Genomic DNA, 21,682 nt, shown 5'->3' with positions numbered 1-21,682 from the left:
TCCAGGAGAGTGAAAATGGGCCTGAATAATCAGTGGATGCAACGCGATCTCGCCGTGTTGTGGCATCCCTGCACCCAGATGAAAGATCACGAACAACTACCGCTGATCCCGATCAAGCGCGGGGAAGGCGTGTGGCTGGAAGACTTCGAAGGCAAACGCTACCTCGATGCGGTCAGCTCCTGGTGGGTCAATGTGTTCGGCCACGCCAACCCGCGAATCAACCAGCGCATCAAGGACCAGGTCGATCAGCTCGAACATGTGATCCTTGCCGGCTTCAGCCATCAACCGGTGATCGAACTGTCCGAGCGCCTGGTGAAGTTGACGCCGGAAGGCCTGACCCGGTGCTTCTACGCCGATAACGGTTCGTCCTGCATCGAAGTCGCACTGAAAATGAGCTTTCACTACTGGCTCAATCGCGGCATGCCTGCCAAGAAGCGCTTCGTCACCCTGACCAACAGCTACCACGGCGAGACCATGGCGGCGATGTCGGTGGGCGACGTGCCGCTGTTCACCGAGACCTACAAAGCGCTGTTGATGGACACCATCAAGGTGCCGAGCCCGGATTGCTACCTGCGTCCCGAGGGCATGAGCTGGGAAGAGCACTCGCGCAACATGTTCGCCGCGATGGAGCAGACCCTCGCGCAGAACCATGACAGCGTGGCTGCAGTCATTGTCGAGCCGCTGATCCAGGGTGCCGGTGGCATGCGCATGTACCACCCGGTGTACCTCAAGCTGCTGCGAGAAGCCTGCGACCGCTACGGCGTGCACCTGATCCACGACGAAATCGCCGTTGGCTTCGGCCGCACCGGGACGATGTTCGCCTGCGAACAGGCCGGCATCCGCCCGGACTTTTTGTGCCTGTCCAAGGCCCTGACCGGCGGTTACTTGCCCCTGGCGGCGTGCATGACCACCGACGAAGTCTACAGCGCCTTCTACGACGACTACCCGACCCTGCGCGCCTTCCTGCACTCCCACAGCTACACCGGCAACCCGCTGGCGTGCGCGGCGGCCCTGGCGACCCTGGATATTTTCGAAGAAGACAACGTCATCGAGAACAACAAGGCCCTGGCCCAGCGCATGGCTTCGTCGACCGCGCATCTGGTCGATCACCCGAACGTGTCCGAAGTGCGCCAGACCGGCATGGTGCTGGCTATCGAAATGGTCAAGGACAAGGCCAGCAAAGAGGCTTACCCATGGCAGGAACGTCGTGGCCTGAAGGTGTTCCAGCACGCCCTGGAGCGCGGAGCCTTACTGCGTCCATTGGGTAGCGTGGTGTATTTCCTGCCGCCGTATGTGATTACCCCGCAGCAGATCGATTTCCTGGCCGAAGTGGCCAGCGAAGGGATCGACATTGCGACCCGTGACAGCGTCAGCGTGGCGGTGCCGAAGGACTTCCACCCAGGCTTCCGTGATCCGGGCTAAGGCCAACGGAGAACCCTCGCCACAGAAGCCCGTCAGCCACTAATGCGATTCCGATCCAATTTTTAGAGACCCAGCATGAGACTGTCCCGCTTCTTCATCGACGCCCCCCTGAGCACCGGCGAGCACGAGTTGCCCGAAGCCCAGGCCCATTACATCAGCCGTGTGCTGCGCATGGCCGAGGGTGATGCGTTGCAACTGTTCGACGGCTCGGGCCAGGAGTTTCGCGCCAGGCTGGTCGACGTCGGCAAAAAGCGCGTGGTAGCGCAGGTCGACGAAAGCTTCGCCGGGCAGGTCGAATCGTCGCTGCACATCCATCTCGGCCAGGGCCTGTCCCGAGGCGAGCGCATGGACTGGGCGATCCAGAAAGCCACGGAACTGGGCGTCACCGAGATCACCCCGATCTTCACCGATCGCTGCGAAGTCCGGCTCAAGGACGAGCGCGCCGACAAACGCCTGCTGCACTGGCGCCAGGTAGCGATCAGTGCTTGCGAGCAATGCGGGCGTTCAAGGGTGCCGGTGATTCATCCGCCGTTGTTGCTGGCTGAATGGTTGAAGCAGACGCAGGCTGAGTTGAAACTGGTGCTGCACCCGGTGGCCGAACCGCTGGTGAGCCATGCCAAGCCTTCAAGCCTGGCATTCCTGATCGGTCCGGAGGGTGGTTTGTCCGATGCCGAAGTCGATCAGGCCAAGGCCGGCGGCTTCCACGCCGCCCGCCTCGGTCCGCGGGTGCTGCGTACCGAAACCGCGCCAGTAGTAGCGCTCGCGGTGGCCCAGCAGCTTTGGGGTGATTTCTAAAAAGATCGCAGCCTGCGGCAGCTCCTACAGTTGATTGGCGTACATCCTGTAGGAGCTGCCGCAGGCTGCGATCTTTTGCCTTTTACTGCACCGGATCACTCACCGGTTTGGCAATGATCGCCTTGAGTTCGCTGGTCATCGGGAACTCGAGGTTCAAACCATTCGGCGGGATCGGTTGCTCGAACCAGCGTTTGTAGATGCCGTTGATCTCGCCCGAGCTGTACAGATCCGCCAACGCGCCGTTGACCAGCGCCAGGAACTGCGGATCGTCCTTGCGTACCATGCAGCTGTAGATCTCCCGCGATTGCTCCTCCCCGACCACCACCCACTTGTGCGGGTCATTGGCCTTGGCGCGCTCGCCGTAGAGCAGCGCGTCGTCCATGTAGAACGCCACCGCCCGGCCCGACTGCAGCATCTGGAAGGCTTCGCCGTGGTCCTTGGCGCTGATCACGAACATGTCGATCTTGTGATCGACGTTGTAACTTTTCAGGAAACGCTCGTTGGTGGTGCCGGCGGTGGTCACCACGTTCTTGCCGCGCAGGTCGGCGAAACTCTTGATCCCGCTGTCCTTCGCGGTCAGCAACTGGCCTTTGACATAGATGAAACCGTAGGAGAACGCCACCTGCTTCTGCCGCTCGGCGGTCACGCCGGTGGAGCCGCACTCCAGGTCCACGGTGCCGTTCTGCACCAGTGGAATGCGGGTCTGCGAGGTCACCAGGTTGTACTTCACCTGCAAGTCCGGCAGCGCCAGTTGCTGCTGGATGCGCTCGACGATCTTGCCCGCCAGATCCACCGAGTACCCCATTGGCTTGCCGCTGTGATCACCCACGTAGGAGAACGGCACCGAAGCATCGCGAAAACCCAGGGTGATGCTGTTGGCGCTGGCGATCTTGCTCAGGGTGCCGGTCAGTGGCGCTTCATTGGCCTGAACCTGACTGCCGAGCAACAGGCCAAGCGCACAAGCGAGCAACGTGATTTTTTGCATTGTTATTCTCCGTTGTAGGTATTGGTTGATCAGACGCGTGCAGCGATGACGGTGATTTCCACCAGCACCTGCGGGCGAGCCAGTTCGGCCTGCACGGTGGTGCGGCTCGGCGCCTGCCCCGGCGACAGCCAGGCCGACCAGACCTCGTTCATCGCGGCGAAATCCTCGCTGATGTTCTTCAGGTAAATGGTCGCGCTGAGCAGATGATCCTTGTCGCTGCCCGCCTCGCCCAGCAAGGTATCGATTTTCGCCAGCACTTCGCGGGTCTGGCCGCTGGCATCCAGGGCATCGCCCGGTACCTGCCCGGAGAGAAACACCAGGTCGCCAAAGGTCACGGCGCCGGACAGGCGCGGGTTGCTGTGCAGTCGAGTGATGGTCATTGCAATGTCCTCTTCAGAAATCGCTATTCAGGCGGCCCGGTGGTTGAAGCCGCGCAGGTCGATGGAAGTCTCGCGCTCGCCAATCAGCTCGCTGAGCAAGCGCCCGCTACCGCATGCCAGGGTGAAGCCCAGTGCGCCATGACCGAGGTTGAGCCACAGGTTGCGATACGCCGTCGCGCCCAGCATCGGCACGCCACTGGGGGTGGCCGGGCGCATGCCGGCCCACTCGACGGCCGCGTCATAAGCGCCGGCATCGGGAAAGGTGTCATGAGCCTGGCGCTTGATCAGTGCCAGGCGTTTGGGGTCCAGCGCAGGGTCGAAGCCGACGATATCGACCATCGCTGCCACTCGCAATTGCTCGCCGATGCGGGCGTAGACGATCTTGCGGTCATAGTCGGTGATGCTCACGTCCGGCGCCCGGTGACCGGCGCCGATCGGCACGGTCAGGCTGTAGCCCTTGAGCGGATAAAGCGGCAGTTGCAGCCCGGGTAGCGCCAACAGCGGACTGCGGTGACCAGCGGCGATCACCAGTTGATCGACCGGCAGCACTTGCTCGCCCAGTTCAATGGCGTTGACGCTGCCGTTGCTGTGGCGAATGCCGGTCACCGCTTGCCCGAGGAGAAATTCGCAGCGGCCTGACGCTTTCAGACGTGCGGCCAGTTGCTGGCAGAAACCGTGGCAATCGCCGACCTCTTCGTCCGGCGTGTAGATCGCCCCGACAAAGGGCGCATCGATCAGCGCCGGTTCCAGCTGCGCGCATTCGGCCGGCGACAACACCTGCTGTTGCTGCGGGTCGACCAGGCCCTGGCGCGCATGCTCGAAGCTGCTGTTCTGGCGGAAAGTCACCAGTTTGCCATTGCGCCGCCACTGGAATCCCGCCAGTCCATCGTCCTCGCGCCAGGACTTCAAGGTGTCCTGGCTGAACAGCGCCAGGCGCAGCAAGTGCGCGGCGTTCTCGCGGTTGACCGAGCGGCGGCAGGCGCCGAGGAACGACGCCATCCAGCGCCACTGGGCCGGGTCGAAGCGCGGGCGCAGCTTCAGCGGTGAATCGCCGCGCAGCATCCAGCCGATGGCCTGCCAAGGCACACCGGCATCGGCCAGGGGCGCGACATAGCGATAGGACAACTGGCCGCCGTTGGCGAAGCTGGTTTCGCTGCCCAGCGAGTCCCGTGCCTCGACCACCGTTACCTCGAAGCCGTCGCGCACCAGCGCATAGGCCGTTGCCAGGCCAATCACGCCGCCACCGATGATGCACACACGCTGAGCCATGTCCGTCCCTAAAACCGTTGTGAAGACAACGCCAAGGTTAGAGCCAGGTGACAGACGTTGAACAATGCATAAAGATGGCAAACCCATAAACAAAGGTTATGGACTTGCCATGCGCCTTCGCCATATCGAAATTTTCCAGGCCATCCGCCAGACCGGATCGATCAGCGCTGCCGCGCAATTGCTGCACGTCTCGCAACCGGCTGTGAGCAAGGTGTTGCAGCACGCCGAGCAGCAATTGGGTTTTCCGCTGTTCCTGCGGGTACGCGGCAAGTTGCAGGCGACGCCGGAAGCGCTGGAGCTGGAGCGCGAAGTGGACAAGGTCAGTGAAAGCCTGCAAGGCGTGCGACGCCTGGCGCAGAGCCTGCGCCGCGAGCCTGGCCACAGCCTGCGCATCGGTGCCACCCCGGCACTGGCCCTGTCATTGCTGCCGCCGGCCATTCACGAATGGACCGGGCGTTACCCGGACATCGTTTGCGAACTCTCCAGCGCTCACAGTCGCGAACTGGTGCAGAACCTGTTGATGCGCGAAGTGGATGTCGCCCTGACCCTGCAACGCCCGGATCACCCGGGGCTCAAGGCCCAGGCGCTGGCGAGCGGCGTGCTGGTGGCGCTGGCGCCGAGTGGTTACTGGCCTCAGGAAGAGGCGGGTCAACCGTTGCCGCTGATGGCGCTGGCGGATGCGCCGCTGATCGGTTTATCCAGCGCCGATCCGCTGGCCGCGCGACTCGACAGTTACCTGGAAGCGGTCGAACCGCCGCCGCGGGTACGCATCGCCGTGCAAACCTACTCACTGGCACGGGCGATGGTGGAGTCCGGCGCGGGCCTGGCGGTGATCGATCCGTTCACCGCCCTTGGCGCCTCTTGCGCCAGCACAACGATCCGCCCTCTGGCACCACCGCTACCCATCACTCTGTACGCAGTGACCCGAGCCGCCGAACCGCCGCCCCACACCTTGAACGACCTGTTGCAGGTGTTCAGCCGGCGAGCCCGGGAGCAGCTGGATCGCCTGGTTCCGGTACAGCCTTAAAGCACATAAAAGAAAATCGCCACAAAGTGCAGCAGGCTCCCGGCAATCACGAACAGATGCCAGATTCCATGGGCATGCCGCAGTCGATGATCGAGGGCAAAAAAGATAATCCCGACGGTGTACAACACCCCGCCCGAGGCCAGCCACGCAAATCCGGCGGCGCCCAGCGCCGCGAGCAGCGGCTTGACCGCCACCAGCACAATCCAGCCCATCACCGCATAAATCACGATCGACAGAATGCGTGCTTCCGACCGTGGCTTGATCTCTTGCAGGATGCCGATCAGCGCCAGGCCCCAGACTATCCCGAACAACGTCCAGCCCCACGGCCCGCGCAGGGTCACCAGGCAGAACGGCGTGTAGCTGCCGGCGATCAACAGGTAGATCGAAAAGTGATCGACCTTCTGCATGATCACTTTCTTGCGCCCGCGCACGCTGTGGTACACGGTCGATGCGCTGTAGAGCACCAGCAAGGTAAAGGCGTAGATCGCCATGCTGACAATCTTCCATGGGCTGCCGTCGAGACTGGCCAGCACAATCAGCCACACCCCGCCGATAAACGCCGCCACTGCCCCGACCAGATGCGTCCAGGCGTTTAGTCTTTCCCCGTGATACATCGATTACCCACCTTAAAAAATGGTTACCGCAAAACAAGGCTCAAGCGCAGGAGCTGCCGAAGGCTGCGATCTTTTGATTTCAAAGTCAAAAGATCGCAGCCTTCGGCAGCTCCTACAACGCTTCGTGTTTACCGGGCACAATAAACCGATACCAAAAAGAGTCCGCCCCATGCTGATCGATGAAGAACTGACCCTGAAAAAACTCGAGGTGTTCCTGGCTTTCATGCGCACCGGCAACCTGGCGCGGGCCGCTGCCGAATTGCAGACCAGCAATGTCAGCGTGCATCGGGCGATCCATTCCCTGGAAAGCGCCCTGCGCTGCCCGTTGTTCAAGCACGAAGGCCGCAGCCTGACGCCGCTGGAAAGCGCTTATGTGCTGGAAGAGCGGGCGCAGAAGCTGATTCAGGACGTGGTTGAAAGCGTGCGCCTGACCCGCGAAGCCGCCGGTTTCTCCGCCGAGCGCTTCAAGTTGGGTTCACTCTATTCGCTGACAGTGAAGACCGTACCGCAACTGATCATGGGCCTGAAGATCCGCCGCAGCGAGCTGAACATCGACCTGATACTGGGCTCCAATATCGACCTGCTCTACAAGCTCAAGAACATGGAAGTCGATGCGGCCCTGGTGTCGCTGGACGACACCGTCAACGATCCGGATTGCGAGCAGATCCCGCTGTTTTCCGACGACATCTTCCTCGCCACACCCGCCGATTCGAAATTTGCCCAGCGCACCGAAGTCGACCTGGCCGAAGTCCGCGACGAAACCTTCATCACCCTGACCCAGGGCTTCGCCACCCATCAGGACGGCAAGCGGGTATTCGAGCAGGCAGGGTTCGAGCCGAAGGTGGCGATGCAGGTCAACGATATCTTCACCCTGCTGAGCATGGTCAGTTCGGGCGTGGGTTATGCGTTGCTGCCGGGGCGGATTGCGGCGGTGTACGAGAACCGGGTGAAGCTGATCCCGCTGCAGGAAAAGTACCGCTTGCAGCAGCACATTGGCGTGGTGTTCCTGAAGGCCAAGGAGCGTGATCCGAATCTGCTGGCGTTGCTGGCGGAGTGCCGGATGTATGCCAATCGGCAGGTTTGAAACCGTGCCGCCCTCTTCGCTGGCAAGCCAGCTCCTACAGGAACTGCGCTGTCCCTGTAGGAGCCGGCTTGCCGGCGAAGACGTCAGAACAGGCACCGCAGATCCAGGACTAGCCAACAATCCCGCGAACTATGAAGAACAACAGCGAAGGCCCCAACAAGCAGCCCAGCCCGGTGTGGAAGGTCGCGGTCAGCGCGCCATAAGGCACCAGGCGCCGATCCGTCGCCGCTAAACCGGCGGTCACGCCGCTCACGGTGCCGGCCAGCCCACCGAACACCATCGCCGAGCGCGGGTTGTCCAGGCCCATCCAGCGCGCCGCCATTGGCGTGCCGACCATCACCAGAATCGCCTTGATCAGGCCGGTGGCAATCGACAGCGCCATCACATCCGAGGTTGCACCGATTGCCGCACCAGTCACCGGGCCGACGATATAAGTCACGGCTCCCGCGCCAATGGTGGTCATGCTCACCGCATCGCGATAACCGAAAGCCCAGGCCATGCACGCGCCGACAATAAACGGCAGCACCGTGCCCAACAGCAGCGCGATCACGCCGATCAAACCGGCCTTTCTCGCTTCCGTGGCCTGCACCTCGAATGCCGTGGCAACGATGGCGAAGTCCCGCAGCATGGCGCCGCCCATCAACCCGATGCCGGAAAACAGCGTCAAGTCCGCCAGGCCTTTTTGCCCGCCGGTCATTGTGCCGCCGACCCAGGCCAGCACCAGGCCGATGACGATGGCAATCGCCGAACCGTGGATGCGTCCGAAGGTCAGGCGTTTGGAAAGAATGACCGATACCCACATGATCACGCCGACAAAGGCGAATGCGGTGACCAGACCGTTGTGTTCCAGACCGTTCTTGATGAGATCCCACATATCAGCGACCTCCTGCCGGTGCCGCAACCGGCGTTACATCCGCCGGTTCATCGGGCAAGGGTTCGCCTTTATGGGTTCGGCTGATCAGGGCAATGGTGCAGCCGCAGACCACCACCGATCCTATCGCCGCCAACACCGCCACCGGACCACCATGCAGCGCCGTGACCACGTTTTGTTGCGCCGCCATGGCCACCACCACCGGGATGTACATGGCCCCCCAGAAGCCGACACCCAGCTCGCAATCCTTGGTCATGCCGCCACGCTTGTGCATCCACAACCGCGCGCAAATCAGCAGAATCATCGCGATCCCGACACCGCCGACGTTTGACTTCACGCCCAGCAACACACCGAGCATGTCACCCATGATCACCCCTGCCAGCGTACAGATCGCCAACAGCGCCACACCGTAAATAATCATTGTTGTAGTCCTCAAAGTGCATTTCGAATGTTGTTTTTGTTGTTCGAAGCCTTAAGCCGGGGGATTCAAGAGTGGCGGCTTCCCTCCTCACGCATCAGCGCCTGCAAGGTATCGAGCCGCGCACCGTCGAAGGCAATCACGGTGCCCTGCTCGAACACCCGGCGCGCCAGCCCGGTCAGCACCGCACCGGGCGGCAGTTCGATCTGTAGACGTACGCCGCGCTCGTAGGCGCTTTGTACCGTGCCGCGCCAATCGACGATTTGGCACATGTTGAAGGCCAGATCGTCACGCAGGGCATCAGGCTTGATCAGCGGACGCGCGCGACTGCTGCTCAGGTAGCCGATCTTCGGGGTTTGCAGCGACACCTTGGCGAAAGCTTCGGCCAGCCGTTGCGCGGGCGTCTCAAGCAGTGGGCAGTGGGACGGCACGCTCACTGCCAGACGCTTGGCCAAGCCAGCCCCGCAACCTTTCGCCAACTCCGCCACCGCTTTCATCGCCGCGTCGCTACCGGCAATCACCACCTGGTTATCGGCATTGATATTGGCCAGATAAACCGGCATTTCAACGCAGTGCACCCGGGCCAGCAATCCTTCCACCGCAGCCAGGTCCAGACCGATGATCGCGGTCATGCCGTAACCCTGTGGATAAGCCTGCTGCATCAGTTCGCCGCGCAGGCTGACCAGATGCAACGCATCGCTGAAACCCAGGGCGCCAGCCACCACCGCTGCCGGATAAGCGCCAATCGACAAGCCGGCCACGTAGTCCGGGGCCATGGCCAGCTGACGTGAAGCGGCGACACCGGCAATCAGCAGGCAAAGCTGCACCGCCCTCGTCGACTGCAACGCCTCGGCAGAATCCAGCTGCGTCACATCTTCACCGAGCAGGTCGCTCGCTTCGTTCAATGTTTCCCGAGGCAAGCGTGCCAGCATCCCGGGTTGTTGCGCGCCCTGGCCGGGGAACACCAGCAAGCTGCTCACGCTGCTTGCTCCTGTGGACTCCACGGGTCAGTCACCAGAGTGGCTTGAATGGCATTTTTCAGCAGGACCCGCGATGAAGCACCAGCCCATTCGCGCAGGGCAACGGCGCCTGACGGTGTCTGCAATTGCAGGTCCACGCGGCACACGGCTACATCAAGAATGGCCACCAACACCTGGGCATCGACACGACTCAATGGGCGCGGCGTACGCAGAATCAGATCGAGATCGCTGCCCTCATGCAAAGCGGAAAATCCACTGGCCAATTCGAACCCGGCGCTGCCACTGACACCCCAGACCCAGCCACAGTCATCGAGGTGCGAGCGCAGTTGCGCCAAGGCCCGCAGCGCCGGGAAATCGCGCTGACCTTGAACATGGCACAGCTCCTCCGGTCGCACTCGTCGCGTAATGGCAGCGACTTCCATCACCGCCGCAAATCGCTGTTCGCGCAGCGGCCCGCGCAAGCCCACCGCCACCTGCCCCGCCGCGCTCAAGGCGCGACGGACCACCACCGGCTGGCCGGCACTGATCGACTCGATCACCCAGGCAGGCGCATCCGTGGGCAACTGCTGCGGGGTCATGCCCCACAGCAGGTCGTGAGCCAATAGCGTACTCACCACTGCGCTCTCAGCAATTGACGAACCTTGCTCGACGCCGCCCGATTGGCCGCACCCAGGCGACCGCTCAAATCACGGCCAGTGGCAGCCACATCGCCAATCGCCTGAACCAGGCACTCGCTCACCCGCGTCAGATCCGCCACGGTCGGCTGCTCGATCTGTTCCACCGACAAGGTTTCCCACAGCAGCCCCAGGCTGGCATAGCTGTCGATGTCATAGGCCATCGGCGGCACGCTGGCAGCCAAGGCTTCGAGCTCTTCGACGCTGCGCAAGGTCACCCGCGCCGCCGACGCCTTGCCCATGGCATGCACCATCACTCCCGGATCACGCAGGGCGATTAAGCGGTTGGCCTGATAGCCGTGGGCCAGAAACGCCCCGGACATGGCCTTGCCCACCAGCAGACCGATCACCGCATGACCGGCGAGACGCGCGCGGGCATAACTGTCCGCCGCAGCGGCCAGTGCCTGATGAATGCCGAGGGCTTCCTCGCGCCGACCGTAAGCCTGGCTCGGCACGTCGACGATGGCGATCAGGGCGCGTTTGTGTGCCTTGTTCTGATCGGCCGCAATGACTTCATCCACAGCCTTGGCCAGGCCCCAGCCTTCGAGCAAACCCACCTCGCCGTGGCGGGCACGGACGAAGCGGTTTTCCGGGTCAGCCACCACCGCGATGAAACGCACAGGCTGATCGCCCAGCGCTCCGTCCGCGACCTTCAGCGAAGCCGGCAAACCCTCGACCGCTTTCGCCCCGGTACTCAAGGCGTTGAACCAGTTCAAGCCTCGCAGGGAATAGGCACTCATGAGCGTTCTCCTTGGTACAGATCGCGAACCACGGATGGTTCGATTTGCGGTTCGGCATCCAGACGCGCCAACCGTTGGAGGAACAGCTCGGCCTGCTGGCTACGTGGTTGCACCGGCAAACCTTGCTTGAGCAGTTCACCCACCTGTTGGCGAATCTGCGCCACATCGTCATCCACGTAACGGTCCACCAGACCACTGGCGAGACGCTGTTCACCACCGGTCAGGCTCCAGATGAAAGGCCGGTCGCGGGAATCGTATTCCTCGAGTCCGGCTTCCTGCTCGATCACCTGCGGACCGTTCAGGCCAAGCCGCGCTTCCTGGGTCACCAACAGGTAGCTGCACAACCCGGCGGCAATCGACATGCCGCCAAAGCAGCCGACGCTGCCCGCCACCACACCGACCACGGGTTGGTACTGCTGCAAATCGACAATCGCCGCGTGGATGTCGGCAATTGCCGCCAGGCCGAGGTTGGCTTCCTGCAAGCGCACGCCACCGGTTTCCAGCAGCAGCACGGCGCGGGTCGGGATGCCGTTGCGGTTGTCTTCGGCGGCCAGTTCCAGTGCACCGGCAATTTTTGCCCCGCCGACTTCACCGAGGCTGCCGCCCTGGAATGCACCTTCGATGGCCGCAATCACCACCGGCAAACCATCGACATTGCCCTTGGCGATCACCACGCCATCGTCGGCTTGCGGCACCACGCCCTGGCGCGACAGCCACGGCGACATGATGCGCTGGAACGGATCGAGCAATTCGCGGAAGCTGCCCGCATCGAGCAAGGCCCTGGCTCGTTGCCGGGCACCGAGTTCGACGAAGCTGTGCTTATTGAGCAAGGCTGCGCTGTCAGTCATGGCCGATCTCCTCGAAGCCCTGTTCCAGACGCAGGCGCACCACGCCGGGCGTCGCGCCGAAATCGTGGATATCGATATCCATGGCCGGTGGTGTCTGGCCGTCGAACATCCGTTCGAACAGATGCTGCCAGCGTTGTGCACTGCCATTGACCGAAGTCTGCACGTTGATCGTCAGCTTGCCGGCCTGGCCCGGTTCGATCAGCACTTCCAGATCGCCCGAGCCGACACAACCCACCAGGGTACGGCCGCGTGGTGGCTGCCCGGCGGGGAATTCAAAAGATAAGGTTTCCATCAAAACACTCCCTGGATGAGGCCATCGCCAGACGCGATACGGTCGATGAACAGGCAGGCTGCAAGCAGGTCCGCAGCACCGCCGGGCGAGGCATTCAATGCGATGAGTTGTTGGTCCAGCTCATGCAGACGGCGACGTCCGGCGAGGCTCGCACTGCCACCCGCCTCGAGCACCGCCCGGGCGCCCCGCTGCATGGTGTTCAGGCCCTCTTCGCCCGCGCGGTAAAGCACGCAGGTGTCGGCCAGATTCGTCATGATCGCCAGCAGCGCGTCGAGCCGGGCGCTCTGTTCGCCATGACCGGCGGCGCGGCTGCGCAGAAGTTGTGGCAGGGCACGTTGGGTCACCGCCGGAAAACCCAGCTGCGCTTCTTCACGGGCACCGCGAGCGCCGTAGCGTTGGGCGACTTGCGTACCGTGGCTGAGCAGACGTGGTGCAAAACGGTCGTCAAGCAAGGCCAACCGCGCAGCTCGCAGCGCCACGCTATTGGCGCTGCAGGATTGAGGTTGCAGCGCTGCGGCAGTGACCAACAAGCCCAAGGCCCAGATCGCCCCGCGATGGGTGTTCACGCCGCCAGTGGTGTCGAGCATCGCTTGCTCGCCTTCGCGACCGATGCGGCCCACGGCTTCGCGTAGCGGCAAGCCGACTTCGCCGAACTCGATGGCGGCTTCCGCCATTTCTTTAAAGGCCGGCCACAAGGACAGCGCCGATGCGTGCATCAGCCCCAGGTGCAAATCGGTGTGGGCGCCATTGCCGCGACGGTCGACCAGTGCCGGTTTCGGCGACAGATCAGCCTCGTCGATCAGCGCGTCCACCGCCAGGTCCGCCAGCCGCTCGGCCAGGCTCAGGTTTTTGGGTTGCAGGTCAAGTGCGTGCATTACCAGCTCCTGAACTTGGCGGGCGGGTTGTAGAGGCCCCCGGACCATTCCACCAGATCGGCCACGCTTTTCGCCGCGAGCAGTTCGCGAGTGGCGTCGGTGCGGCGGATGCCGAGGTCTTCGGGCAAGGCAATCAGGTCTTCGCGGCGCATGCGTGCAGTGTCTTTGGGGTTGTGGCGCAGGCCGATGGCGGTCACCCCGGCGACAGCGGCGATCATCGCCTGGCGTTCTTGTAGCGAGCGCGCCTTGTACAGGTAGGCGATGCCTTCTTCGGTCAACAGGTGGGTCACGTCGTCGCCATAGACCATGATCGGCGCCAGTGGCATGCCGCTTTTCTTCGCCACATCGACCGCATCGAGGGTTTCGACGAAGGTCGGTTTGCCGCCCTCCTGGAAGGTTTCGACCATCTGCACCACGAGCTTTTTGCCACGTTCGAGCATCGGCTCGGCCACCTCGGTATTGCGCATATCGAGCCAGGCCGGCGTGCCGTGACGACGACCGCGCGGGTCATGGCCCATGTTCGGAGCCCCGCCGAAACCGGCCAGGCGTCCGCGTGTCACGGTGGAAGAATGACCGTCGCCATCGACTTGCAACGTCGCGCCGATGAACAGGTCCACGGCGTATTGCCCGGCCAATTGGCTGAACATCCGATTGGAACGCAGGGAGCCGTCGCGCCCGGTAAAGAACACATCCGGCCGCGCCGCAATGTAGTTCTCCATCCCCAGTTCGGTGCCAAAGCAATGCACGCTTTCGACCCAGCCGCTTTCAATCGCCGGAATCAGAGTCGGGTGCGGGTTGAGGGTCCAGTTGCGGCAGATCTTGCCTTTGAGGCCGAGGGATTCGCCGTAGGTCGGCAGGATCAGTTCGATGGCAGCGGTGTTGAAACCAATGCCATGGTTGAGCGACTGCACGTTGTGTTTTTCGTAGATCCCGCGAATCGCCATCATCGCCATCAGCACATGCACGGGCTTGATGTGCCGTGGGTCGCGGGTGAACAGCGGTTCGATGTAGAACGGCTTGTCCGCCACCACCACGAAATCTACCCAGGAGGCGGGAATGTCCACCCGCGGCAGATCGCTGACATCGTCCACCAACTGGTTGACCTGGACGATGACGATGCCGTCGCTGAAGGCCGCCGGCTCGATCAGCGCCGGGGTGTCTTCGGTGCTCGGCCCGGTGTAGATGTTGCCCGCACGGTCGGCCATGAACCCGGCCGACAATACGACGTTGGGAATCAGGTCCACCACCAGCCGTGCGTAGAGCTCGATGTAAGTGTGGATCGCGCCGATTTCCAGCAGGCCGTCCTCGAGCAACTGGCTGATGCGCAGGCTTTGGGTGCCGGCGAAAGAGAAGTCGAGCTTGCGCGCGATACCGCGTTCGAACAGGTCCAGGTGCTCGGCGCGCCCGACGCTGGGCATGATCATGTGCAGGTCATGCAGCTTCGCGGGGTCGGCCTTGGCCAGGGAGCGCGAGAGGAAATCCGCCTGCTTCTGGTTGTTACCTTCGAGCACCACGCGGTCGCCGGGCAGGATCAACGCTTCAAGCGCCGCGACGATGTTGTCGGTGGGCAACACCACACCGTCGGCAAGCCCTCGCACCAGCTCGAGGCGCCGCTGCTTTTCGCTGCGCCGCCGCGTCCATCGCGAGTCGGGGGATATTGTTGTTGTCATGACCACTCCACGGGTTCGCTGTCGTGGGGTCACCTTAGGAGTGTTGGGTGTGGCGTATCAATCAAGCAGAGTGGTGGATCGTTACGCTCAGGTTAATGGTTGCTTGGCTGACGCCTTCGCGGGCAAGCCCGCTCCTACAGTGGCTCTGCGGCGGACACAAAACCCTGTAGGAGCTGGCTTGCCAGCGAAGGCGTCAACACCATCAACACAAAAATCGGGATCAGTCGATCAACCCGGCATCCACCAACAAGTCCTCCAGCGCCAACAGATCCGGCACCTTGGCCACCTGCTCGCCCACCTGCACCGCCGCCTGCTCCAGCGCACACAACGGCACATCCACATAACTCAACTGGCTGTCGAGCTTGCAGGAGCGCGGAATGCCCTGCACCAACAGCGCGATGAACTTCAGCTCGGGGCGCCCGCCGAGGGCGTTGAGGATCACGATCCGCGCACGTTCGCCGACGACGACTTTCTGCGCGCATGCCGACTCGAAACTCAGCAGCGGAATCTGCCGGTCGCGCCACGTCACCAGGCCCAGGCACCACGGCGGTGTGTCCAGGTCGAAGGTCCCCGGCTGCTGGTAGTCGATCAGCTCGGCAACAGCGACGTTGGGCAGGATCAGGTTGCGGTCGGCCAATGGCAGCAGCAGGCCGGTGAGGTTGCTGGTGCGGTGCTCAAGCATGGGTCTTGCTCCACAAGGCGATGCTTTCGAGCAGCACCGATTCCTGGTACGGCTTGCCCAGGTAGTCGTTGACGCCGATGGCCATGGCGCGGTCGCGGTGTTTCTGCCCGGTGCGGGAGGTGATCATGATGATCGGCAGGTGTCGCAGACGCTCGTCATTGCGCACCTGGGTCGCGACCTCGAAGCCATCCATGCGCGGCATCTCGATGTCCAGCAGCATCAGGTCGGGCATGTGTTCTTCCAGCAGCAGCATGGCATCGACCCCGTCCTTGGCGGTCAGCACGCTCATGCCGTGGCGTTCGAGCAAGCGGCTGGTGACCTTGCGCACGGTGACCGAGTCGTCGACCACCATCACCAGCAGCGGGCGATGCGGTTCGGCCTCGACCTCGACCTCTTGTCCTGCCGAACGCTGGGGCACGCGGGCCTGCATGGCACGGATCGGCGCCAGCAAATCCAGAATCAGCACCACCCGGCCGTCCCCGAGAATCGTTGCCCCGGACACCCCTTGCACCGCCGCGAACTGCGGCCCCAGGCTCTTGACCACGATTTCGCGAGTGCCGGCCATGGCGTCCACCAGCACCGCGATGTGCCGCTCATTGCACTGCACCAGCAACACCGGCAATGGCAGGCTCTGGCCCAGCAGTTTCGGGCGCGGGCTGGTTTTCAGCAACTCACCCAGGTAGCACAGCTCGTAACCTTGTCCGGCGTATTCGTAGGTCGGCGCATCGAAACGGAAATACCCTTCGAGTTCATTGGGCAGGACACGAACGATGCTATCAATGGTGTTGAGCGGGATCGCGTATTGGTCCTCGCCGCACTGCACCATCAGCGCCCGGTTGACCGAGACGGTGAACGGCAGGCGAATGCGGAAATGCACGCCCTGCCCCGGCACCGAGTCGATGCTCATGGTGCCGCCCAGTTGCCGCACCTCTTCGTGCACCACGTCCATGCCGACGCCGCGCCCGGAGATCTGGGTGATTTTTTCGGCGGTGGAAAACCCCGGTTGCAGGATGAACTGCAGCACATCGTGATCACTGATGACACTGTCCGGAGCGAGCAGGCCGCGCTTGATCGCCTTGCGCCGCACCGCGTCCAGCGGCACACCGGCGCCATCGTCGCGGATGTCAAAAATGATGTCGCCGCCTTCACGCAGCAGATCGAGGGTGATCTTGCCCTTGGCCGGTTTCCCCGCCGCCAGCCGCGCTTCGACGGACTCCAGACCGTGGTCGACGGCGTTGCGCAGCATGTGTTCCAGCGGCGCGGCCATGCGTTCAAGAACGTTGCGATCCATCTCGCCTTCGGCGTTATCGACGATGAAATCCACGTCCTTGCCCAGCTCGCCAGCCACCTGCCGGACAATGCGCTGCAAACGCGGGAGCATGCGTTCGAACGGCACCATGCGCATACGCATCAGGCCTTCCTGCAATTCGGTGTTGATGCGACCCTGCTGTTGCAGCAGGTTTTCCGCATCCTGATTGCGTCGCTCGAGGGTTTCCTTGAGGTCGAGCAAGTCAGAGGCCGATTCGAACAGCGCCCGGGACAGTTGCTGTAATTGTGAGTGGCGATCCATTTCCAGCGGGTCGAATTCCTCGTAGCCCAGGCGTTCGGCGTCGACTTGCTGACGGCTGAGAATCCGCCCCTGGGTTTCGGTATCGAGGCGGCGCAACTGGTCGCGCATGCGCTCGATGGTGGTCTCCATCTCATTCAGGGCGATGTGCGCATCGTTGACTTGCTGTTCGATCCGGCCACGGAAGATCGAGGTCTCACCGGCCAGGTTGACCAGATCGTCGAGCAGCTCCGCCGAGACCTTGACCATGTCGGCACCGGCATCGGACGGCGGCGCCAGCGGCTCGGCCTTGGACGTTGCCAGCGTCGCAACCGGCACCGGCGCCTCTGGCATGGCCGGGTGGCTGAAGTTCTTGATGGCATCGATCAAGCGGTCGGCCGGCGGCATCGGCTCACCGGCGCGGGCCGCATCGAGCATCTGCGCCAGGCGGTCGTGGCTGCGCTGCAACAGCGCGAACAACGGCTCCGTCGGTTGCAACACGCCGCTGGACAGGCCTTCGTAGAGGAACTCCAGTTCGTGGGCCAGATCACCAATCGCGGCAATTTCCACCATGCGCGCGCCGCCCTTGAGGGTGTGCAGGTCGCGCAGCAGGGTTTCCATTTCCTGCCGATTCGAAGGCTGGGCCTGCCAGCGCTCCAGCGCCGCCCCGGAGCTCTCGATGATGTCGAAACCTTCCTCGAGGAAGATCTCCAGCAATTGCGGATCATGCCCGGCCGAGTCATTGTCGGTCGCCTGCCGGGCGGACTCGGCGATACCCGCGTGCCCTTGACGGTAGGCACGAATGGCTTCGATCAGATCACGGGAATCGTCCAGCGGCTGGTTGAGCTGCAACTGTTCGAGATACAACGCCAGTCGCTCATGGCTCTGTTTAAGCAACACAGCCATTGAATCGCAGAAGGCATAACGACGGTCCACCAGGCCCTGGTAAAGGCTTTCCAGTTCATGGGCCAGATCGCCGACCGGCCCGACCTCGGCCATGCGTGCGCCGCCCTTGAGGGTGTGCAAATCCCGTTGCAGGGACGACAGCGGTACGGCGTTGTCCGGGTCGCGCAACCAACGCTGCAAGGCCTGACCGGCGCCTTCGAGAATATCCGCCGCTTCTTCAAGGAAGATCCCAACGATTTCATCGTCCACACCGACAACCCGGTCCTCTGTAGGAGCTGGCTTGCCAGCGAAGGACGTTAACGATGACGCGTTTTCACTGGGTAACCGCGGTGCCGGTGAGCCCTTCGCTGGCAAGCCAGCTCCTGCAGGGGGGCGTGCAGTGTGCTCGAGTTCGGCGGTGGCTGTACCCAACTCGCGGATGCTCAGGCTACGGCTGCCATCGCTGCGGATCAGGCCTATGGCCGACGGGTCAAGGCTCTCGTCGAGCAGTTCGCGCAAGGCCCCGATCCGTTTCGGCCGCGGGCTGACTTCCTGACCGGCAGCCAGTTCGTCGAGCATGTTGATCAGCGCTTCGTGGGCAGCCTGTGCTTCATGGAAAAACCGCTCGCTGACCGCAAGGCTGCTTTCTTCCACAGCACCGTACAGGTCGAGCAACGCTTCGCACAGCTCATCCACCGGGTGCAGGTCGGCCAGATGGGCGCCTTCGCCGAGGGTGGTCAATTCGTCCAGCAGCGCGCTGAGTTCCTGACGCTCGCCGGGGTGTTGCTGCCAACGCTGCAACAGGCTTTCGGCGTCCAGCAGGATGTCCATGCCCTGGGCGAGGAAGCTGTTGATCAGTTGCGGGTCGCGCTTGATCCGCAGCCCGGTGTTCGGTGTGTTCAGGTGGTTTTCCAGACGCTCGGCCAGCAGCGCCCTGGCGCGTTCGGTCAAACTCCGGGCGCCGGGAATTTCCGCCAGCGGATCAGTCTTGAGTTGGCGCAAGCCGAGGCGAAACAGTCCTTCAGCTTCGAGCAGCAATTGGACTTCATCCAGATCCAGCGCGATCAGGTGCGCCTTGTACTCCCGGGCCAGTTGATCCAGCGGTACGGCCAGCTCGGCAATCGGCAACACACCAGCCATATAAGCGCTGCCCTTGAGGGTGTGCAAGGCACGCTGCAATTCGTCGCTGGCCGGCAATGGCACATGTTCGGCGGCCTGATCAAGGAAGCGATTGAGGCTGCCCAAGTGAGTTTCAGCCTCTTTGCGGAAGATCTCCAGCAACAGCGGGTCGAGGGCCGCGACATCCTGCGTATCCTCATCGGACACCGGCTCATCGCCCTTGGCCAGGGCATGGGCGCGGGCAGCCAATTGATCGACATCGCTGCGCTGGCGCTGGGCATTGGTGGCGTATTCAGCCACCAGCTCCGGAAGCAGCTGCAACACATCGTCGATCAGTCGCTGCACCGTAGCGCCTGGTTCCACGCTGCCTTCCAGTACGCGATTGAGCAGGTTTTCCACGGCCCAGGCCAGCTCGGCCAGCACCAGAGCGCGCACCATTCGGCCACTGCCTTTGAGGGTATGGAAGGCACGGCGCAGCTCACTCAGGGCCGAGCGGTTGTCAGGGTTGACTGACCAGCGCGGCAAGTACTCGTGCAGGATCTCCAGGACTTCGTCGGTTTCCTCGAGGAACACCTCACGCAGTTCCTCGTCCACCGGCTCTTCGCCTACCGGCGGCGGCAACAGGCTGCCCGGAATGTCCAGGGCGGGTGGGTTCAGGCTCGAAACCGGGCTGGCAAGCACATCGGCCAGAGTCTGGACGATCTGCGGATCATCCAGCTCCTGCATCATCTGCATCACCTGCGCTTCGCTCGGGTTGAGCACGTCATCAAGCACTGGCACATGCTGCTCACTGGGGAAAAACCCGAGGCTGGCCAGGCTTTTTTCCGCGACATCGAGCAGGTTTTCACCCTGCGCTTGCGGGTCATCGCTGAGGCGCTCGAGGTAGTACTCGATGCTGGTGATGACGTCGGCCAGGCTGTCCAGTTCCTGCCAGCCCGGTTGACCCGGCTCCAGCAACAGGTGCTCGCGGATAAAGTGATTGCAGGTTTCGACCAGGCTCGCCGCCCGGCCCAGCGCAACCATCGCCAGCGCGCCGCGCACCTGGGTCAGCAAGGCCGGCAGCGCCTGCAAATGCTGGCGGTCCCAGTCGGCGTCGATGTAGTCGACGATCATGTCCTTGGCCTGCTGCAAACAGATGCGGGCCTCCTTGATCACGATCTGATGGATCTGTGTCAGGTCGGTGGTCGGCAGGCGATTGTCATCCTGGCTCTCCTGCTCCACGGTACCGACCATGCCGGCCAGCGTCGCCTCGACGTACAACAAGGCCCCGGCAACGTCCATGAGGATCGCATCGTTGGGTTCGCGCTGGCCCTGGGCGAGGCTGAGCACCACCGCCAATTGATCGATGATCACCTTGCGCGGCTGGCCGAAACCCAGGACTGCCAGGGTGTCGGCGATTTGCCGCAGCGGCGCCAGCAGGCTGTCGAGGTCAGAGGTGTGCTGGCGATCACTGCGCACGAACAGATCCAGGCGTTCCTTGACCCGCACCAGCTCTTCGCACAGCGCTGCCAGCACCGAGCGCATGGCGTCACGGTCGGGACCGGCCAGCCGCGCGCGTTCTTCATCGACCATCGCGCTGTCGGGCAGCGCGTCGTCCAGTGAGTAGCGTTCTTTCATGGTCAGCATCTGCCCGGTGGGATGTTCGGCCTTTGCAATGTAGAACAGCAGACTCTTGAGCAGCTCTGGCGGAGCTGGCTGGTTGATGCCGCGCATGCCTTGTTCGAGCAGGCGCTTGAGTTCTTTGTCGGCATCCTTGAACAGGCTGCGCATGGTCGGGCTGTTGGCGATCGCACCGCCCTGCATGCCTTCGACCAGCGCCGATGCCACCTGCCATAACGGGCTCAGGGGTGCATTGGCGCACAGTGCCTGGAGGCGGGTGAATACCTTGGCCAGGTAATCGAGGCTGGTGTCGTTGTCCTGTTCACGCAGGAAACCGACCAGTGCCATTTGCAGCATCTTGCGCAGCTCACGCAGCACATGGGGCAATTCGGCCGGCTCCAGCTGCGCCAGCGTTTTTGCGTCCAGCGCTGGTAACTCGGGCAATTGCGGGCTGAACAGGCTGGTTTCCGACAGCAGGCTTTCGCCGCGGGCGCTGCGCAGGTCATTGATCAGTGGCAACACCACCAGAGGCAAGTCACGGCGTGCGCCTTGCACCCGGTCGAGGTAGATCGGCAGCTGCCCCAGGGCCTGCAACAACAGGTGCAACGCCTCGTCGCGATGACTGACACGGCTGCCCTGCAAGGCTATGGCCAGTTGTTCCATTTCTTCGGCGAGCAACGCCGCGCCGTAGAACTCGACCATCTGCAAACTGCCGTGCACCTGATGGATGCACGAAAGGCAATCATCCAGCGCTTGGGTCGCCTGCGGGTCATCTAGCAGGTTTTCAATCGCGTGATGAGCCTGTTTCAGCGTTTCGACAATCTCGCCCTTGACCCATTCGAGGGCCACATAGTCGTGCCGATCACCCATAACCACTTCAGTCACCATAGTTCTACCTGCGGGCGAT

19 protein-coding genes are annotated in these 21,682 nt (G+C 62.8%); 4 read left to right on the top strand and 15 right to left on the bottom strand.

Annotated features, from left to right (window positions below; all coding sequences use genetic code 11):
• Positions 1 to 15: 15 nt before the first annotated feature.
• Both KGA81_RS14735 and KGA81_RS14730 read left to right on the top strand, forming a co-directional pair.
• Positions 16 to 1,422 (top strand): adenosylmethionine--8-amino-7-oxononanoate transaminase, encoded by a 1,407-nt coding sequence (locus KGA81_RS14735; RefSeq protein WP_223546932.1) that lies wholly within the window; start codon positions 16 to 18, stop codon positions 1,420 to 1,422.
• A gap of 75 nt (positions 1,423 to 1,497) precedes the next feature.
• On the top strand, positions 1,498 to 2,217 hold the full coding sequence (locus KGA81_RS14730; protein WP_223546931.1) for a 16S rRNA (uracil(1498)-N(3))-methyltransferase: 720 nt from the start codon (positions 1,498 to 1,500) through the stop codon (positions 2,215 to 2,217).
• 82 nt (positions 2,218 to 2,299) lie between these two features.
• Here the strand turns inward: KGA81_RS14730 and KGA81_RS14725 are convergent, their stop codons facing one another.
• The 3 genes from KGA81_RS14725 to KGA81_RS14715 are packed head-to-tail and all read right to left on the bottom strand — an operon-like array spanning position 2,300 to position 4,851.
• Positions 2,300 to 3,202 carry a transporter substrate-binding domain-containing protein gene (locus KGA81_RS14725; protein ID WP_223546930.1) on the bottom strand — a complete coding sequence of 301 codons (903 nt, stop codon included), beginning with the start codon at positions 3,200 to 3,202 and terminating at the stop codon, positions 2,300 to 2,302.
• 29 nt (positions 3,203 to 3,231) lie between these two features.
• Positions 3,232 to 3,582: a RidA family protein gene (locus KGA81_RS14720; RefSeq protein WP_223546929.1), complete on the bottom strand. Its 351-nt coding sequence runs from the start codon at positions 3,580 to 3,582 to the stop codon at positions 3,232 to 3,234.
• A 27-nt stretch (positions 3,583 to 3,609) separates the two neighbouring features.
• Entirely contained in the window at positions 3,610 to 4,851 is a 1,242-nt protein-coding gene (locus KGA81_RS14715) for a D-amino acid dehydrogenase (RefSeq protein WP_223546928.1), read from the bottom strand.
• A 109-nt stretch (positions 4,852 to 4,960) separates the two neighbouring features.
• Here KGA81_RS14715 and KGA81_RS14710 point away from each other — a divergent pair, with 109 nt between their 5' ends.
• Entirely contained in the window at positions 4,961 to 5,878 is a 918-nt protein-coding gene (locus tag KGA81_RS14710; RefSeq protein WP_223546927.1) for a LysR family transcriptional regulator, read from the top strand.
• Here the strand turns inward: KGA81_RS14710 and trhA are convergent.
• Positions 5,875 to 6,492 (bottom strand): PAQR family membrane homeostasis protein TrhA, encoded by a 618-nt coding sequence (gene trhA / locus KGA81_RS14705; RefSeq protein WP_223546926.1) that lies wholly within the window; start codon positions 6,490 to 6,492, stop codon positions 5,875 to 5,877. The genes KGA81_RS14710 and trhA overlap by 4 nt on opposite strands.
• A gap of 169 nt (positions 6,493 to 6,661) precedes the next feature.
• Here trhA and KGA81_RS14700 point away from each other — a divergent pair, with 169 nt between their 5' ends.
• On the top strand, positions 6,662 to 7,576 hold the full coding sequence (locus KGA81_RS14700) for a LysR substrate-binding domain-containing protein (protein WP_218431198.1): 915 nt from the start codon (positions 6,662 to 6,664) through the stop codon (positions 7,574 to 7,576).
• 109 nt (positions 7,577 to 7,685) lie between these two features.
• On the opposite strand, the gene madM is transcribed toward KGA81_RS14700, so the two are convergent.
• The 11 genes from madM to KGA81_RS14645 all read right to left on the bottom strand — a co-directional run bounded on the left by madM (position 7,686) and on the right by KGA81_RS14645 (position 21,645).
• On the bottom strand, positions 7,686 to 8,450 hold the full coding sequence (madM, locus tag KGA81_RS14695; RefSeq protein WP_223546925.1) for a malonate transporter subunit MadM: 765 nt from the start codon (positions 8,448 to 8,450) through the stop codon (positions 7,686 to 7,688).
• Position 8,451: 1 nt separating this feature from the next.
• On the bottom strand, positions 8,452 to 8,868 hold the full coding sequence (gene madL / locus KGA81_RS14690) for a malonate transporter subunit MadL (RefSeq protein ID WP_223546924.1): 417 nt from the start codon (positions 8,866 to 8,868) through the stop codon (positions 8,452 to 8,454).
• Between the two features lie 65 nt (positions 8,869 to 8,933).
• Complete coding sequence (gene mdcH / locus KGA81_RS14685) at positions 8,934 to 9,845, bottom strand: malonate decarboxylase subunit epsilon (RefSeq protein WP_223546923.1); 912 nt, start codon at positions 9,843 to 9,845, stop codon at positions 8,934 to 8,936.
• Positions 9,842 to 10,462 carry a malonate decarboxylase holo-ACP synthase gene (locus KGA81_RS14680; protein WP_223546922.1) on the bottom strand — a complete coding sequence of 207 codons (621 nt, stop codon included), beginning with the start codon at positions 10,460 to 10,462 and terminating at the stop codon, positions 9,842 to 9,844. Before KGA81_RS14680 ends, mdcH begins: the two co-directional genes overlap by 4 nt.
• Positions 10,456 to 11,259, bottom strand: a complete 804-nt coding sequence (mdcE, locus tag KGA81_RS14675; RefSeq protein WP_223546921.1) for a biotin-independent malonate decarboxylase subunit gamma — start codon at positions 11,257 to 11,259, stop codon at positions 10,456 to 10,458. Before mdcE ends, KGA81_RS14680 begins: the two co-directional genes overlap by 7 nt.
• Entirely contained in the window at positions 11,256 to 12,107 is an 852-nt protein-coding gene (locus KGA81_RS14670) for a biotin-independent malonate decarboxylase subunit beta (RefSeq protein WP_223546920.1), read from the bottom strand. Before KGA81_RS14670 ends, mdcE begins: the two co-directional genes overlap by 4 nt.
• On the bottom strand, positions 12,100 to 12,399 hold the full coding sequence (locus tag KGA81_RS14665) for a malonate decarboxylase subunit delta (protein WP_223546919.1): 300 nt from the start codon (positions 12,397 to 12,399) through the stop codon (positions 12,100 to 12,102). The genes KGA81_RS14670 and KGA81_RS14665 overlap by 8 nt, the downstream gene beginning before the upstream one ends.
• A complete protein-coding gene (locus KGA81_RS14660) occupies positions 12,399 to 13,274 on the bottom strand; it encodes a triphosphoribosyl-dephospho-CoA synthase (RefSeq protein ID WP_223546918.1) in 876 nt (291 codons plus the stop codon). The genes KGA81_RS14665 and KGA81_RS14660 overlap by 1 nt, the downstream gene beginning before the upstream one ends.
• Positions 13,274 to 14,944: a malonate decarboxylase subunit alpha gene (gene mdcA, locus KGA81_RS14655; protein ID WP_223546917.1), complete on the bottom strand. Its 1,671-nt coding sequence runs from the start codon at positions 14,942 to 14,944 to the stop codon at positions 13,274 to 13,276. Before mdcA ends, KGA81_RS14660 begins: the two co-directional genes overlap by 1 nt.
• Before the next feature lie 220 nt (positions 14,945 to 15,164).
• Positions 15,165 to 15,626 (bottom strand): chemotaxis protein CheW, encoded by a 462-nt coding sequence (locus KGA81_RS14650; RefSeq protein ID WP_223546916.1) that lies wholly within the window; start codon positions 15,624 to 15,626, stop codon positions 15,165 to 15,167.
• Positions 15,619 to 21,645 (bottom strand): Hpt domain-containing protein, encoded by a 6,027-nt coding sequence (locus KGA81_RS14645; protein WP_223546993.1) that lies wholly within the window; start codon positions 21,643 to 21,645, stop codon positions 15,619 to 15,621. The genes KGA81_RS14650 and KGA81_RS14645 overlap by 8 nt, the downstream gene beginning before the upstream one ends.
• Between the last annotated feature and the right edge of the window lie 37 nt (positions 21,646 to 21,682).

It is taken from the genome of Pseudomonas sp. A-B-19, from assembly GCF_019947515.1.
In the GTDB taxonomy this organism is placed as follows: domain Bacteria; phylum Pseudomonadota; class Gammaproteobacteria; order Pseudomonadales; family Pseudomonadaceae; genus Aquipseudomonas.
Note: the sequence above shows the minus strand (reverse complement) of the source record. Positions and strands in the feature narration are given on the sequence as shown.

What these genes read in the sequence shown, in the direction of transcription:
- KGA81_RS14670 (WP_223546920.1), bottom strand. Translation starts at nt 12,107, where the DNA reads ATGACTGACAGCGCAGCCTTGCTCAATAAGCACAGCTTCGTCGAACTC.
- KGA81_RS14645 (WP_223546993.1), bottom strand. Translation starts at nt 21,645, where the DNA reads ATGGGTGATCGGCACGACTATGTGGCCCTCGAATGGGTCAAGGGCGAG.
- KGA81_RS14710 (WP_223546927.1), top strand. Translation starts at nt 4,961, where the DNA reads ATGCGCCTTCGCCATATCGAAATTTTCCAGGCCATCCGCCAGACCGGA.
- KGA81_RS14725 (WP_223546930.1), bottom strand. Translation starts at nt 3,202, where the DNA reads ATGCAAAAAATCACGTTGCTCGCTTGTGCGCTTGGCCTGTTGCTCGGC.
- KGA81_RS14715 (WP_223546928.1), bottom strand. Translation starts at nt 4,851, where the DNA reads ATGGCTCAGCGTGTGTGCATCATCGGTGGCGGCGTGATTGGCCTGGCA.
- mdcA (WP_223546917.1), bottom strand. Translation starts at nt 14,944, where the DNA reads ATGACAACAACAATATCCCCCGACTCGCGATGGACGCGGCGGCGCAGC.
- KGA81_RS14730 (WP_223546931.1), top strand. Translation starts at nt 1,498, where the DNA reads ATGAGACTGTCCCGCTTCTTCATCGACGCCCCCCTGAGCACCGGCGAG.
- KGA81_RS14720 (WP_223546929.1), bottom strand. Translation starts at nt 3,582, where the DNA reads ATGACCATCACTCGACTGCACAGCAACCCGCGCCTGTCCGGCGCCGTG.
- KGA81_RS14700 (WP_218431198.1), top strand. Translation starts at nt 6,662, where the DNA reads ATGCTGATCGATGAAGAACTGACCCTGAAAAAACTCGAGGTGTTCCTG.
- KGA81_RS14735 (WP_223546932.1), top strand. Translation starts at nt 16, where the DNA reads ATGGGCCTGAATAATCAGTGGATGCAACGCGATCTCGCCGTGTTGTGG.
- KGA81_RS14660 (WP_223546918.1), bottom strand. Translation starts at nt 13,274, where the DNA reads ATGCACGCACTTGACCTGCAACCCAAAAACCTGAGCCTGGCCGAGCGG.
- mdcE (WP_223546921.1), bottom strand. Translation starts at nt 11,259, where the DNA reads ATGAGTGCCTATTCCCTGCGAGGCTTGAACTGGTTCAACGCCTTGAGT.
- madL (WP_223546924.1), bottom strand. Translation starts at nt 8,868, where the DNA reads ATGATTATTTACGGTGTGGCGCTGTTGGCGATCTGTACGCTGGCAGGG.
- madM (WP_223546925.1), bottom strand. Translation starts at nt 8,450, where the DNA reads ATGTGGGATCTCATCAAGAACGGTCTGGAACACAACGGTCTGGTCACC.
- KGA81_RS14665 (WP_223546919.1), bottom strand. Translation starts at nt 12,399, where the DNA reads ATGGAAACCTTATCTTTTGAATTCCCCGCCGGGCAGCCACCACGCGGC.
- trhA (WP_223546926.1), bottom strand. Translation starts at nt 6,492, where the DNA reads ATGTATCACGGGGAAAGACTAAACGCCTGGACGCATCTGGTCGGGGCA.
- KGA81_RS14650 (WP_223546916.1), bottom strand. Translation starts at nt 15,626, where the DNA reads ATGCTTGAGCACCGCACCAGCAACCTCACCGGCCTGCTGCTGCCATTG.